1 protein-coding gene (only partly in view) is annotated in these 17153 nt (G+C 68.1%); it reads right to left on the reverse strand.

From position 1 onward, the window contains the following. A protein-coding gene (locus OHB12_RS20940) for a non-ribosomal peptide synthase/polyketide synthase (RefSeq protein ID WP_327110281.1) crosses the window boundary here: on the reverse strand, positions 1-16958 show its 5' portion. Its footprint begins 20962 nt before the window's first position; 16958 of the gene's 37920 nt are visible here — the first part of the coding sequence; its start codon is at positions 16956-16958; the stop codon falls past the left edge of the window. Positions 16959-17153: the final 195 nt, after the last annotated feature.

Here is a 17153-nt window from a genome sequence, read left to right on the forward strand (position 1 = left end):
GCCTCCGTAACCACGGAGGGCCCTTCGGACGCCGCGATCGAACTCACGAACACCGCGAGCATGGATGGCACGAAGTGCGTGACGCTCACCCGCTCCGCGCTGATGATCTCGGCGAGATAGGCCGGGTCGCGATGCCCGTCCGGCTTCGCGACCACCAGCCGCGCACCGATCTGCAAGGGCCAGAAGAACTCCCACACCGACACGTCGAACGTCGATGGTGTCTTCTGCAACACCACGTCGTCCGCGGACAGCTGGTAGGCGGTCTGCATCCAGACCAGGCGGTTGACGATGGCCGCGTGCGAGACCGCAACGCCCTTCGGGCGACCGGTCGAACCCGACGTGAAGATCACGTACGCGGTGTTCGACGGACGCAGTGGCGCACGGCGCTCAGCGTCGGTGACCGTCGCCTCGGACAGCCCGCTCAGATCGAGCAGGTCGATCCGTACCTGCGCGGTGTCGCTCTCCAGATCGCTGCCGGAAGTCAGCACGCACACCGGATCGGCCGTACTGAGAATGTATTCCGTGCGCTCGGCCGGATGATCTGGATCGAGCGGTACGTACGCGCCGCCCGCGACGGCGACGGCGTACATGCCGACGACCAGATCGATCGACCGCCGCATGCCCAGCGCCACATACGATTCCGCGCCGACTCCGCGCGCGATCAGCCAGCGCGCGAGCTGGTTCACCCGGCCGGCGAATTCGGAATACGTCAGCGTCTCGTAGCGACTCGATGAGGGGTGGTGGTCGGGTGACGGGTGGGACAGACTCGTCCCCTCGAACGTGACCGCGGTCGCTTCGGGTGTGCGCGCGACCTGGGCATAGAACATCGAGACCAGGGTCAACGCCGTGGAGCTCGAGGAACGGCCCAGCAATTCAGCCGGATCGACCTCATATCCCGTGTCGTTCCAGCCGGACACCACGAGCTCGCGTTCGGCGGTGTCGAGCAGCTCGATGTCGCCGACGGCAACGTCGGGTTCGGTGGTGATCGCGGTGAGCACCCGGATCAGGCGGTCGGCGATGCGGCGCACCGTCTGCTCGTCGAACAGGTCGCGCAGGTAGGCCGCACGTACCCGCAGGCGTGAATCCAGCTGCGCGATCAGCGTCAGCGGGTAGTGCGTGGCGTCGGCCGCCTCCAGACCGACCACCGCCATGCCGTCGATATCCGCGGCCTGCGCCTGCAGGCCCTCGGCATCGACCGGGTAGGACTCGAACACCACGAGCGTGTCGAACAGGCCGCCGATGCCTGCGCCCGCCTGGATGTCCGCGAGGCCGACGTAGTGGTGGTCGAGCAGGTCGGCCTGCTCGCCCTGGGTCCTGGTCAGCAGCTCCCGCACGGATTCCGACGGATCGAAACGCACCCGCACCGGGACGGTGTTGATGAACAGACCGACCATCGCTTCCACGCCGGACAGCTGCGCGGGACGCCCGGAGACGGTGGCGCCGAACAGCACGTCGTCACGGCTGGTCATTCGGCCGAGCAGGATGCCCCATGCCGTCTGCAGCACGGTGTTCGGCGTGACGCCGAGCGATCCGGCCAGCGCGGTCAGCCGCGCGGTCGCGCTCTCGCCCAGGTCGAAGAAGTACTCGCCGGACAACGAGGTGATCTCGCGACCGGCATCCGGACGGGCCAGCAGCGTCGGCTCACCGACACCGCGCAGCGCGTTCGCCCACGCGGCCAGCGATACCGAATGATCTTGCTGCCGAGTCCATTCCAGGAAGTGCCGGTAGGAACGGACCGCGGGCAGCGCCGACGAGTCCGAGTGCACCGCGTAGAGCACCAGCAGGTCCCGCATGAGCAGCGGCATGGACCAACCGTCGAGCAGGATGTGGTGGTTGGACACCACGAACTGCCAGCGGGCCCCTTCTTTTGCCGAAGAGTCTGCCACCTGGATCAACGTGAAGCGGATCAGCGGCGGCGCGGTCAGGTCGAAACGCCGCATACGGTCGGCGGCGATCAGGTCGTCGCCGTCGCCGTGGGCGATCCGGTCATGCTCGGCCCACTCGACGCGAACGCTGTCGAGCACGATCTGCACCGGGTTGCCGTCGTTGTCGGTGACGAACGCGGTGCGCAAGTTCTCGTAGCGGTCCACCAACGCCTGTGCGGCCGAACGCAACCGGGCGGCGTCCACTCGTCCGGTGAGCGTCAGCACCGCCTGGGCGGTGTACACGTCCACCGAGCTCGCGGCGAGGCGAGCATGGAAGAGCAGACCCGCCTGCAGCGCCGAGAGCGGCCATACGTCGGCCAGCGCGGGGAAACGCTCTTCCCAGCCGTCGACGTCGCGCTGCGTTATCCCCCGCCCCGATCCACTGCGTACGAGCGCGAAGTCCGACGGGGTGTGCCCACCCGCACCGGTCGAATTGGCATGTCGGGCAACCGCTTCCAACGCGGCGGTCCACAGCTCACCGAATTCGCGCACGTCCGCGGCGGTCAGCAGAGTCGACGGGTAGCCGATGTTCGCGGTCAGCTTGTCGCCGACCACGACCGCGTTCACGTCCAGCACCGCCATCGCGGGCATGTCCGCGTCGTAGCCGCTGCCCAGATCGCCGAGTTCCAGCGCGGGAATCCAGCCGAAGCCGCGCAGCGACTTCGGCACGTCGCCCTCCGAGACGCGGCCGAGGTAGTTGAAGCTCACCTGGCCGGGCAGTTCGAGCGGCAGCTCGGGCGCGGTCTCGGCGTTCGAGTAGCGCAGCAGACCATAGCCGAGACCCTTGTCCGGCACCGCGAGCAGCTGCTCCTTGATTGCCTTGACCGCCGTGCCCAGCGCGGGGCCGCCCCCCGACGCGGCATCGATGTCGATGCCGGACAAGTCGAAGCGGACCGGGAAGATCGAGGTGAACCAGCCGACGGTGCGCGACAGGTCCGCACCGGGCACAATGCCCTCTTCGCGGCCGTGGCCCTCCAGGCGGATCAGCAGCGAATCGTCGCCGCGGGTGCCCGCCCGGCGCGCCCGCCACTTCGCGGTCGCCAGCGCGAGCGCGGTGAGCAGGCCGTCGTTCACGCCGCCGTGGAACAGCGCCGGAACCGTGGTGAGCAGGGCCTTCGTGACCTCGGGGGACACCTCGACCCGAAGCTTCTCGACGACGCCGGAGGTGTCGATCGCCGGGTCCATCGGACGCTCGGTCAGCAGCGGATCCGCCGCGGCGACCACCGAACGCCAGTAGTCGAGTTCGGCCACCCGCTCCGTGCTGTACGCCGCGCGCTCCAGCGCGTGCGCCCATGCGCGCATCGACGTGGCCGGTGCGACCAACTCGAGCGTCTGGCCCGCGGTGCGCTGGCCCCAGGCCATGACGAAGTCCGGCACCAGGATGCGCCACGAGACGCCGTCCACCACGAGATGGTGCGCGAGGACGATCAGTCGTCCGGCACGGTCGGCGGACGAGGGGTCGAGCCAGACGAACCGGATCACCACACCCGCAGCCGGGTCGAGCCGGTCCAATGACGCATCCAGTGCGGCTGAAGCGATCTCGACCAGCTCGGCGTCCGCGACGCCCGCGTCGAACTCGGTACGGTCGATCAGCGCGTCCACCTCGACGCTGCCCGGTGCGGCGGTTTCGACGATCCAGTCGCCGCCGTCGCGGTACAGGCTCGCCCGCAGCATGTCGTGCCGGTCGATGACTGCGCCGACCGTCGCGGCGATGCCCGCGCGGTCGATGCCGACCGGTAGTTCCAGCGCGAAGGTCTGGTTGAACCGACCGAACGCACCGCGCCGCTCCGCCATGAACCGCACGATCGGCGTCAACGGCATCGTGCCGACACCGCCGCCGGGCAGCTCGGCGAGCGTCGCGGCCGAAGCCTCGGCCGTCTCGACGGTTTCGGCGACGGCGGCCAGGCCCGCGACCGTGCGCTGCTCGAAGACGTCGCGCGGCGTGAACACCACACCGCGCGCCTTGGCCCGCGAGACGAGCTGGATAGAGACGATGCTGTCGCCGCCGAGCGCGAAGAACGAGTCGTCGAGGCCGACCCGCTCCAGGCCGAGCACTTCGGCGAACACCGCCGCTATGGTCTCCTGCACCGGGTTGACCGGTGCGCGGAAGGAACGAGTCTGTGCCGCGGGCGCGGGCAGCGCACGGCGGTCCAGCTTTCCGTTGACGGTCAGCGGAATCCATTCCAGCCGCACCATGGCCGAGGGCACCATGTAGGACGGCAGCTCCTCGGCGGCGCCGTCGCGGACCTCGTCGAGCACCGGCTCCACGCCGGGTTCGGCGACCACGTAGGCCACGATCCGCTGAACACCGGGTTGGTCCTCACGCACGATGACCGCCGCCTGGGCGACGCCGGGTTGAGCGAGGATCGCCGACTCGATCTCGCCGAGCTCGATGCGGAAACCGCGCACCTTCACCTGGTCGTCGGCCCGACCCAGGTACTCCAGTTCGCCGAAACGGTTCCAGCGCGCGAGGTCGCCGGAGCGGTAGAGCCGCGAGCCCGCCACGTCCGTCATCGGGTCGGCCACGAAGCGGGTGGCCGACAGATCGGGGCGGCCGAGGTAGCCGCGGGCCAATTGCGGTCCCGCCACGTATATTTCGCCCGCAACGCCGACTGGGACCGGCCGCAGCCTGCTGTCCAGCACGTACACCCGCAGACCGGCGATGGCGCGGCCGACCACGCTGCCGGAGGCGGCCGCGATGGTCGCGGCGTCCAGCGCGCGATAGGACACGTGCACCGTGGTCTCCGTGATGCCGTACATATTGACCAGCACCGGCGCCTCGGCCGCTGAGCCCGCGGAGCGGCCGACGGATCCGGCGCCGTGGCGCGCGACCCAATCCGACAGCCTGCGCAGCTCCAGCGCCTCGCCGCCGAACACCACGTAGCGCAGCGCCAGCGGCGCGGCATCGGGCGCGGCATTCCGGTCCGCCTCCGCCAGCTGGTAGAACGCGGACGGGGTCTGGTTGAGCACCGTGACCTGTTCAGCGCGCAGCAGTTCCAAAAAATGCTCAGGCGAGCGCGAAGTGTAGTAGTCGACCACCACCAGGGTGCCGCCGAACAACAGCGGACCCCACAGCTCCCACACCGAGAAGTCGAAGGCGTAGCTGTGGAACAGCGTCCACACATCGTCGGGTCCGAATCCGAAGTCGCGGTCGGTGTTCGCGAACAGCCGTACCACGTTCCGGTGCGCGACGGCGACGCCCTTCGGGCGGCCGGTCGAGCCGGAGGTGTAGATCACGTACGCGACATGGTCCGGCATGAGCGCGGCGCGCCGGTCGGCGTCCGTGATCGGCGCGTCCTCGGCATCCTCGACGTTGCCGGTTTCCACGGCGAAGCCATCCAGCACGACGGTGGGCAGGTGCGCCGGAACGGTCACGGTCACCTGGACCGTGGAATCGAGGATCACGCTGGTCGGCTGGGAATCCGCGAGCACATAGGCAATGCGGTCGGCCGGGTAGGTCGGATCGACCGGCACGTACCCGGCGCCGGTCTTCACCACGGCCAGCAGCGCGACCACCAGGTCCAGCGAGCGCGGCAGGATCACCGCGACCAGCGACTCCGGTCCCGCACCGTCCTTGATCAGCCTGCGCGCCAGGACATTCGCGCGCTGGTCCAGCTCGGCGTAGGTCAGTTCCTCCACACCGAAGCGGGCCGCGATACGGTCCGGGTGCGCGACGGCCGCCGCGTCGAACAGCGACACCAGCGTGGTGTCCCGATCGGCGAACATACCCGTACGAACCTCGACGGCGCCGGAGGACACCCAGCGCTGCGAGACGTCAAGGCGCTCGGTCTCGCCGAGCAGATCGATGTCGCCGATGGCGATCTCCGGATCGTCGGCGACGCCGCGCAGGATGCGCACGAAACGGTCGGCGAAGCAGGCAACCGTTTCCGGATCGAACAGTTCGGTGGCGTAGTTCCACGACAGCGAAAGACCACCGTCGGTGGCCTCGCCGACGGTGAGCTGAACGTCGAATTTGGCTGTGCCCGGGTCGAATTCGACGACTTCGAGGTCCAGACCGGGCATCGCGACGGTGCCGATGTCGGACGCCGAGGCGGCCTCGAAGGTCAGCGCGACCTGGAACAGCGGATGATGTGCCTGCGAGCGCGTCGGGCTGAGCACGTCCATCAGCCGCTCGAACGGCACGTCGGCGTTGGCGAAAGCGGCGAGGTCGGTGCGGCGCACCTGGTCCAGCAGCGCGCCGAAGGGGGCCGCAGGATCGACCTCGCTGCGCAGCACCAGTGTGTTGACGAACATGCCGACGACGTCGTCGAGCGCACGTTCGCCACGGCCGGCGATCGGCGTGCCGATCGCGATGTCGGTGCTGTTGGACAGCCTTCCCGCCCAGGCGGCGAGCGCGGCGTGCACCACCATGAACAGCGTCACACCGCGCGCGCGGGCGAGCTCGGCCAGCGCGCCGTGCAATGCGGCGTCGACCGAGAAGTTGTGCGTGCCACCGGCATTGGAGGCGACCATCGGGCGGGGGCGGTCGGCGGGCAGCTCGATCTGGTCGGGCAGGTCGCGCAGCTGCTCGGTCCAGTACCCGATCTGCTGTGCCGCGACCGATTCCGCGTCGTCCTCGGCGCCGAGCACGTCACGCTGCCACAGCGCGTAGTCGGCGTACTGCACCTCGAGCGGGGTCCACGAGGGAACCTCGCCGCGGGTGCGCTCGGTGTAGGCGAGCACCACATCGCGCAGCAGCGGGCGCAGCGAGAAGCCGTCCGCGCTGATGTGGTGCATGACCAGCACCACGACGTGGTCGGTCTGCGACACCGCGAGCAGGCTCGCCCGGAACGGGATCTCGCTGGTCACGTCGAAGTGGACGCTCGCGAGTTCGACGATCCGCGCGGGCAGCTCGTCGGCGGCGACGGGTTCGGTGACCAGCTCGACCGCCGCCGCCGCGGCGGGCAGAACGCGCTGGTAGCCGGTGCCCTCCACCTCGGGGTAGACGCTGCGCAGCGCTTCGTGTCGCGCGAGCACGTCGCCGATCGCCGCGCTGAGCGCGGCCACGTCGAGGTCACCGGTCAGCCGGATGGCGATCGGGATGTTGTTCACCGCGGTGCGGTTGTCGAACCGGTTGAGGAACCACATCCGCTGCTGGGCGAGCGACAGCGGAACCAGCTCGGGGCGCTCCTGCGGAACCAGCGGCGCTCGGCCGCCCTGTCCCACGGCCGATTCCACCTTCGCCGCCAGCGCGACGACGGTGGCGGCCTCGAACAGCGCGCGCACCGGCACCTGGGTGTCCAGCGCCTCGCCGAGCCTGGCCGCCACCTGGGTAGCGACCAAGGAGTTGCCGCCGAGTTCGAAGAAGTCGTCATCCAAGCCGACTCGTTCGACACCGAGTACCTCGGCGAAGGTTTCGGCGACGATCTCCTGTACCGGTGTGACCGGCGCACGAAATACTCTGGCCTCGAAACTCGGGGCAGGCAACGCTTTACGGTCCAACTTGCCCGATACATTGAGCGGGAACTCATCGAGCACCAGATAGGCCGACGGCACCATATACGCGGGTAGTTGTCCGCCCAGCGCGGCCTTCACCGACTCGATATCGACCACGCGGCCCGGGTCCGCGACCAGGTAGGCGACCAGCTGATCGCCGAGACGATCATCCGGACGCACCACCACAACCGCCTGCGCCACGGAGTCCGACGCCGTCAACGCCGACTCGATCTCACCGAGCTCGATACGCAGACCACGCAACTTCACCTGGAAATCGGTGCGGCCCAAATACTCCAGCTCACCGTTGCCGGTCCAGGCCACCAGATCACCGGTGCGGTACATACGTTCGCCGTCACCGAACGGGTTCGCCACGAAACGCTCACCCGTCAGATCCGGGCGAGCCACATAGCCCTGCGCCAACTGCGTACCCGCCAGATACAGTTCACCCGCGACACCTACCGGCACCGGATGCAACCGTGAATCCAGCACGAACACCCGCGTGTTGAACACCCCGGCACCGATCGGTACCGACGCGGTATCGGCTTCGGTCACCTCGTGGAAAGTCACATCGACCGCGGCCTCGGTCGGGCCGTACAGATTGTGCAGACGCGCACCGGTCAACTCACGCAACCGTTGCGCGGTCACCGCCGGCAACGCCTCACCGGAAGCGAACACCTGGCGCAGACCCGGCGCGGGTACACCGACGCCTTTCTCATTGCCCAGGGTAGAAACGAACACCGAAAGCATCGACGGCACGAAATGCGCGGTGGTAATACGCTGCTCCGCGATGACCCGGAGCAGATACACCGGGTCACGGTGCCCGTCAGGACGCGCGACCACCAGCCGGGCACCGGTCTGCAACGGCCAGAAGAACTCCCACACCGACACATCGAACGTGGCCGGTGTCTTCTGCAGCACCGCGTCCTGGGGGCCGATCGGATACTCGTGCTGCATCCACAACAAACGGTTCACGATCGCGGCATGACTGACCGCCACACCCTTCGGACGACCGGTCGAGCCCGACGTGAAGATCACATACGCGGTGTGCTCGGGCAGCAATGGTCGCGTGCGCTCGCTGTCGGTGATCGGTGCACCACTGCCGGTAGCGAACCCCGGCGCGGCTTCGATGTCCTCGACCGACAACACCGCCACTCCCGGTAGCGGATCGAAACCGAACTCGTCTACGGACCTGTGCAGAACCATCCGCGGTCGTGCGGTCTCGACGATGTAGTTGATCCGCTCGGCGGGCTGGTCTGGATCCAACGGCACATACGCCGCACCGGCCTGCACCACCGCATACATCGCGACGACCAATTCCGTCGAACGCCTGATCGCCAACGCGACCACCGCTCCCGGCCCGACACCCACACCGATCAGGTGCCTGGCAACCCGGTTGACGCGTTCCTGCAACGCACGGTAAGTCAACCGCTCGTCCTCGAACACCAACGCCACCGCATCCGGCGACACCGCGACCTGCGCGTCGAACAACGAAACCAACGTCCCAACCGGCAACGAACGCGCAGTATCGTTCCACTCGACCAGCACCCGCGCACGCTCCTCCGGCACGAGCAGATCGATGTCACCGACCGGTATGGTCGGGTCAGCAGTCACCGCCGCGAGAATGCGGTCCAGGCGCCAGGCGAACGCGGCGACCGTCGCCTCGTCGAACAGGTCGACGGCGTAGGAGAACTCGGCCGACATACCTGCCGCATCGCCATGTTCGTCCTGGGTCTCCGAGAGCGTCAGCTGCAGGTCGAACTTGGCCAGCCGGGCGTCGTACTCGATGCCGTTGACCGAGAGACCGGGCAGCTCCAAGCTGGCCTGCCTGGTGTTCTGGAAGGTCAGCATCACCTGGAACAATGGGTGGCGCGCCTGCGAACGGGCCGGGCTGAGCACCTCGACCAGCCGCTCGAACGGCACGTCCGCCTGCGCGAAGGAGTGCAGGTCGGTCTCGCGCGCACGGGCCAGCAAGTCGGCGAAACTCGCCGCGCCGTCCACCTCGGTGCGCAGCACAAGGGTGTTGACGAACATGCCGATCAGGTCGTCCAGCGCGGCCTCGCCGCGGCCCGCGACAGGAGTGCCGATGGCGATGTCACTGGTCCCGCTGGCCCTGGCCAGCAGCACAGCGAGCGCGCTGTGCAGCACCATGAACAGCGATGCGTTGTACCCGCGCCCCAGCTCGACCAGTGCGCGCTGGGTCTCGCCGGAGATCACGAACGGGTAGGTGCCGCCGCGGTACGAGGCGGTAGCGGGGCGCGGCCGATCCGACGGCAGCACCAACTCGTCCGGCAGATCGGCAAGTTCGCGCGTCCAGTACCGGATCTGGTTGGAGATCAGCGAACTCGGATCGTCCTCGGAGCCGAGCACCTCGCGCTGCCACAGCGCGTAGTCGGCGTACTGCACCGGCAGCTCCGACCAGGCGGGCGCCTCCCACGACGTGCGGGCGGCGTAGGCCACCATGACGTCGCGGGCCAGCGGACCCATCGACCAGCCGTCGGCCGAGATGTGGTGCACCACCATGCCGAGCACGTACTCGGTCTCGCTGATCTCGAAAAGCCGTGCGTGCAGCGGCACTTCGCTGGTCACGTCGAACGCCATGGAGGCGAGTTCGACCACATGGTCGATCAGGTTGTGCTCGGTCACCGGCACGGGCGTCAGGTCCGGCACGATCTGCGCGGCGTCCAGCACCACCTGCACCGGGCCGCTGTTGGTCTCCGGGAAGACGGTACGCAGCGACTCGTGCCGGTCGATCACGTCGATAATGGCGACCTGGAGCGCGGCCACGTCCAGATGACCGGAAAGGCGGATGCCGATCGGGATGTTGTACAGCGCGGAACCGGTGTCGAAGCGGTTGAGGAACCACATGCGCTGCTGGGCCAGCGACAGCGGCACCTCCTCCGGGCGTTCGCGCGCCACCAGCGCCTTGCGCGCACCATCGCCTGCATGCGATTCCACGCGAGCGGCCAGCGCTCCGACGGTGGAAGCGTCGAAGAGCATGCGGACCGGCACCCGGGTATCGAGTGCGATGCCGAGCCGGGAAGCGACCTGGGTGGCACTGAGGGAGTTGCCACCGAGTTCGAAGAAGTCGTCGTCGACGCCGATGCGGGTGATTCCGAGGACCTCGCCGAAGATCTGCGCGACGATCTCCTCGATCGGGGTCGACGGCGCGCGGAAGGTCTTGACCTCGAAGATCGGTGCGGGCAGGGCCTTGCGGTCGAGCTTGCCGGAGGCGTTGAGCGGAAACTCGTCGAGCACGACGAAGGCGCTCGGGACCATATAGGCGGGCAGTTCGCCGGTGAGTTCGGCGCGGATGTTTTCGATATCGATCGAATGGCGCCAGGCCGGAATAATGTACGCGACCAGCTGATCGCCGAGGCGGTCGTCCGAGCGCACCAACACGACTGCCTGGGCGATGGACTGGAGGCCGGTCAAGGCCGCCTCGATCTCGCCGAGTTCGATGCGCAGACCGCGCAGCTTGACCTGGAAGTCGGTGCGGCCCAGGTACACAAGTTCACCGGCTGTGCCTGATTCGGCGCTCGCGCCGGTGGTCCAGGTGACCAAGTCACCGGTGCGGTACATGCGGGAGCCGTCCGGGTCGAACGGGTTCGCGACGAAACGGTCGCTGGTCAAGTCCGGGCGCGCGACGTAACCGCGAGCCAATTGCGCGCCCGCCAGATACAGCTCACCCGCGACACCCATCGGCACCGGGTGCAGACGCGAATCCAGCACATACACCTGGGTGTTGAATACCGGTGCGCCGATCGGCACCGACGCGGTGTCGGTGTCGACGACCTCGTGATACGTCACGTCGACCGCTACCTCGGTCGGGCCGTACAGGTTGTGCAGGCGCGCACCGGTCAGCTTCCGCAACCGCTGTGCGGTCGCGGCGGGCAGCGCCTCACCCGAGGCGAAGACATTGCGCAGGCCGCGGCACTCGTTCGCGCCACCCTCGGCCACGAAGACCGACATCATCGACGGCACGAAATGCGCCGTGGTAACCCGTTCTTCGGTAATGACATCGACCAGGTAGCCCGGGTCGCGGTGCCCGTCCGGCCGAGCGATGACCAGACGGGCACCGATCTGCAAGGGCCAGAAGAACTCCCACACCGACACGTCGAAGGTCGCCGGGGTCTTCTGCAGCACCACATCATCCGCGCTCAGGCCGTATTCGGCCTGCATCCACACCAGGCGGTTCACGATCGCGGCGTGCGAGACAGCGACGCCCTTGGGGCGCCCGGTCGAACCGGAGGTAAAGATTACGTACGCGGTATTCGACGGCCGCAGCGGCGCAATACGTTCCGCGTCGGTGACCACGGCCTCGGCGTATTCGCTCAGATCGAGTTCGTCGATGTCGATCGTGGTGAGCGCGCCCGCATCGAAGCCGTCGCGAGAGGTGGTGAGCACACACACCGGGTCAGCCGTGTCCAGCACATAGCGAATGCGGTCGGCCGGATGATCCGGATCCAACGGCACATACGCACCACCGGCCACGCTCACCGCGTACATGCCGATCACCAGCTCGAGGGATCGGCTCATGCCCAGCGCAACCATCGACTCCGGCCCGACGCCGAGCGAGATCAGATGACGCGAAAGGCGATTCACCCGGGTGCTGAATTCGGCATACGTCAGCGTCGCGTAGCGACTCGATGAGGGGTGGTGGTCGGGCGACGGGTGGGCCAGACCTGTCCCCTCGAACGTCAGCGCGATCACGTCGGGGGTCCGGGCGGCCTGCGCCTCGAACATCGACACCAGCGTGGCCGCGGGCACCTCGCGGGCGGTCTGGTTCCACCCGGTGAGGACCTGGGCGCGCTCCGAATCATCGAGGATGTCGATGTCGTGCACCGCGGATTCCGGTGCGGTGACAGCCGATTCGAGCACCCGCAGGTAGCGACGCCCGAATTCGGTCACGGTCTCGGCATCGAACAGGTCGGTGGCAAAGGACACCACGGCCGCCATGCCCGCGGGCTCACCGTGCGCACCGCGTTCCTCGGTGACCGTCCACTGCAGATCGAATTTTGCGATATCGACATCGAGTTCGTCGGCGGTCACCGACAGACCCGGCAGCTCCAGGGTCGCGTGCGACATCTCCTGGAACGACAGCATGACCTGGAACAGCGGATGCCGCGCCTGCGAGCGAGTCGGGTTGATCACGTCGACCAGCCGCTCGAACGGCACATCGGCGTAGGCGAAGGCCGCCAGGTCGGTCTCCCGGGTGCGGGCCAGCAGCTCGGTGAACGGTTGGTCGCCATCCACATCCGAGCGCAGCACCAGCGTGTTGACGAACATGCCGATCAGATCATCGAGAGCTTGCTCACCGCGGCCCGCGACCGGCGTGCCGATCGCGATATCGGTGGTGCCCGACAGCCGGGCCAGCAGCACGGCCAGCGAGGCGTGCATGACCATGAACAGGCTGACGCCCTGCGCGCGGGCCAGCGCCACCAGGCGCTGGTGCAGCTCGACGTCGATCTCGAAGCCCACCCGGCTGCCGTGGAAGCTCTGCACCGGCGGACGAGGACGGTCCGCGGGCAGGTCCAGCTGATCTGGCAGACCCGCCAAAGCTCTCCGCCAGTACGCGATTTCGCGGGCGGCCATGGAGGCGGGGTCGGATTCGGCCCCGAGCAGCTCGCGCTGCCAGACGCTGAAGTCCTGGTACTGCACCGGCAGCGGCGCCCAACTCGGCTCCTCGCCCGCGGTGCGGGCCAGGTAGGCGGTGGCGACGTCGCGGGCCAGCGGGCCGAACGAGAAGCCGTCCGCCGCAATGTGATGCACCACGAAGGCGACCGCATAGTCGGCGGAGCCGTTCCCGAGTCCACCGGTGACCGCGAAGATCCGCACCCGGATCGGCAGTTCCCAGGACACATCGAACCCAGTGGACGCGAATTCGGCCAGCACACCGTGCAATTCGGATGTATCGATTGCCCGCACCGTGATGCCGAGGTCGGCCTGATCGGCCGGCAGCACCTGCTGGTACCCGCCGTCGCCGGACTCGGGGAAGATCGTGCGCAGCGATTCCTGCCGCGCCACCACGTCGAACAGCGCGGCCTGCAATGCGTCCAGGTCGACTTGGCCGCGCAACCGCACCACGAACGGCAGGTTGTAGGTCGGCGCAGTCGGATCGAACTGGTTGATGAACCACATCCGCTGCTGAGCAAGCGACAGCGGCACCCGCTCCGGGAGCTGCTGGGCGACCAGCGGCGGCCGGGGCTCGACGGCATCGTTGCCCTCCGCCGCGGCGGTATTCTCGGCGCGCACGGCGATCCCCGCGACGGTCGGCGTCTCGAATAGCGCGCGCACCCCGATCTGGGTGCCGAAGGCCGCGCCGATCCGCGCCACCACCTGCGTCGCGACCAGCGAGTTGCCGCCGAGATCGAAGAAGTTGTCGTCGATCCCGATCCGGTCCTGGCTCAGCACATCGGCGAAGACGCCGGCCACGATCTGTTCGGCCTGGGTGCGCGGCGCACGGAATCCGGACGCGTCCGTGGTGAACACCGGCTCGGGCAGTGCCTTGCGATCCAGCTTGCCACTGGTGTTGAGCGGAAAGGCGTCCAGCACCATGATCGACGCGGGCACCATGTAGCTCGGTAGCTTCTCCGCCGCGAACCTGGTCAGCTCCGCCGGGTCCGCGGTCCTGGCGGGCGCCGCGACGACGTAGGCGACCAGCTGCTGGCCGGTGGCCGTGTCCACGACCAACACGACCGCTTGACCGACCGCGGGATGGGCGAGCAGATCGGTCTCGATCTCGCCGAGCTCGATGCGCTGGCCGCGGAACTTCACCTGGAAGTCGGTGCGGCCGATGTATTCCAGCGTTCCCGTGTCGTTCCAGCGCACCAGGTCACCGGTGCGATACATCCGCTCGCCGTTCGGCGACAGCGGGTTCGCAACGAACCGATCCGAGGTCAGATCCGGTCGGCCGCGGTAGCCGCGGGCCAGCTGGCGCCCGCCGAGGTACAGCTCACCCGGTGCGCCGATCGCGGCCGGACGCAGCCGCGAATCCAGCACATAGAGCTGGACATTCCACTCCGGGATGCCGATCGGCACGGTCACCGTGTCGGCGGCCGTCGCCTCCCAGTAGGTCACCGAGACCGCGGCCTCGGTGGGGCCGTACAGATTGTGCAGCCCGGCCGGAGCGGAGCCTGCGGAGCGACCATCAGGCCCAGCAGCGGAGCCTGCGGAGCGACCATCAGGCCCAGCAGCGGAGCCTGCGGAGCGACCATCAGGCCCAGCAGCGGAGCCTGCGGAGCGACCATCAGGCCCAGCAGCGGAGCCTGCGGAGCGACCATCAGGCCCAGCGGTGATCTCTCTGAATCTCGCCGCCGTCTCCGGCGGCAGCGCCTCACCGATCACGAAAACCGCACGCAGCGTGGCGCATTGGGCCTGGGTGGCGTGCGCGACGAACACCGTGAGCATGGAAGGGACGAAGTCGGTCACGGTGACCCCGTGCCGTTCGATCGTGTCCGCGACGTACAACGGGTCGCGGTGCCCATCCGGCGACGCGATGACCAGCTTGGCGCCCACCATCAGCGGAAGGAAGTAGCCCCACAGCGACACGTCGAACGTGGTCGCGGTCTTCTGCAGGTACACGTCCTCGGCGGTCAGCCGGTACTCGTCGAGCATCCACAGCTGCTGGTTGACGATCGCGTGGTGGGTGACCGCGACGCCCTTGGGGCGGCCGGTCGAGCCCGAGGTGTAGATGACGTAGGCGGTGTTGTCCGGGCGCAATGGCGCGAGCCGCTCAGCCTCGGTGACCGTGGCGGCGGAGTGCTCCGACACGTCGAGGGTGTCGATCTCCACCCGGCGTACCGACTCGGGCAGTTCCAGCTCGTCGGAGGACAGCGTCAGCACGCACACCGGCGCGGCGCTGTCGAGGATGTAGGCGGTGCGGTCGGCCGGATGATCCGGATCGATCGGCACATACGCGCCACCGGCCTTCAGCACGGCATGCATGCCGATCACCAGCTCCAGCGAGCGGCGCATCCCCAGTGCGACCAGTGATTCCGGGCCGACGCCGTCGGCGATCAGGAACCGGGCCAGCCGGTTGACCCGCGCGTCGAACTCCGCGTAGGTCAGCGTCGTACCTTCGAAGTCGAGCGCGATGTTGTCCGGAGTCAGCGGCATCTGCGCGTCGAGCAGCGCCGCGAGCGTCGTCTCCGGAACCTCCTGCTCGGAGTCGTTCCACTCCAGCAGCGTCCGCTCGCGCTCACCCGAGGTGGTGACCTCGAGGCCCCACACCGCCGCGTCCGCGTCGGCGGCGAGGAAGCGATCGAAGAACTCGAGGAAGCGACCGTGCTGCCGGTGCGCCTCGTCCTCGGTGTAGAGGTTCGGGTTGGTCTCGAAGTCGATGTGCGAACGGGTGCCCGCGACCGACTGGTAGAAGTTGACGCCGAGGTCCTCGATGCTGCCGGTGGACAGCACGCTGTACTGGCCGACCATCGGCCCAAGAGTCAATTGGTCATGGAACAGCATGATGTTGACCCACGGCCCGAAGAACTCGGTGGTCACCACGCGGTCGCCCGCCGTGTCGCGGCGGATGTCCTCGTGCCGGTAGCGCTGGTGGCGCAGTGCGCCGGACACCTCGATCTGGACCTGCTTGAGCAGCGCGGCCACCGTGGTGTCGTGGCCGACGTGCAGCCGCAGCGGCACGATATTCGACGACACACCGCCGGAGCGGCGCATCGCCGCGGTGGTACGCGCGGTCACCGGCAGGCTGAGGATGACGTCCTCGACACCGTTCCACTGCGCCAGATACGCGGCGAATCCCGCGATCAGCAATCCCGCGGGCGACGAATCGTGCCGCGCGACAGCTGCCTCCAGCAGCGTGTTCTGCTCGTCGGACAGCGCGGCGCTCGCGATGCCGTTGATCGCCGCGGGCGGCGCGGAACGGCCGGTCAGGCTGGTGCCTTCCTCCAGCCCAGCGACACGCTCGGCCCAGTACTCCTTGTCGGAGGCGAAGCGGGTACTGGTGCGATAGGCGATCTCCTGCTCGTAGAGCGTGTACAGGTCAGTCGCTTTGGTGGCTGCCGGCTCGGCGCCGTTGACGTACGCCGTGTACAGCTCGGCGATCCGGTTCATGTTGGTCATGGCGCCGAAGCCGTCGAGCGCGATGTGATGCGCCCGCGAGTACCAATACCAGTGGTTCTCCGCCAGCTGCAGGGCGGCGAGACCGACCAGCCGGTCGGTGGTCAGGTCGAGGGGTCGGCTGTAGTCGGCGCGCATCCACGCGAGCGCAGCGGCCTCGGGGTCGTCCTCGCCGCGCAGATCGACGTACTCGACCATCCCGCCGTCGGCGATGCTGTGGTCGACCCACTGCAGCGGCTCACCGTCGTGCTCGATGATGCGCAGGAAGCCCGAACCGAGCTCGGTGGACACGTCGCAAACGGCGCGCTCGAACATTTCCAGGTCGAACTCACCATGCAGGTCGACATACTGCGCGATGTTGATCGGCACCTGCGGGTCGACATGTTGCGCGTACCAGATGCCCAGCTGGGCAGGAGACAATGGAAAGGCACCGGGCGGCAGCAGGCCGGGTTCTGCCCCAGAACCCGCAGGTGCCCGTTCGCCACCAGTTTCACCGTTTCCGCCGAAATCCAGCCGGTTCAACCGTAACCTCGCTTCCGGAACACCACGCAAGCGCTCCCCGCCAACACCCGGACGGGACGCCCACCCAGCCAAGCGTGGCGCCTGCGTCTCCGGTGTTCTGTTCTCATATCAATCAGGCAAATGTTCGTCTGAACTATCTGTTCAAGAGGCAGGCCTTGTTACATGGGCTCAACCGTGCCCAACGGCCACTGACCG

This window comes from Nocardia sp. NBC_01730, assembly GCF_035920445.1.
GTDB lineage: Bacteria > Actinomycetota > Actinomycetes > Mycobacteriales > Mycobacteriaceae > Nocardia.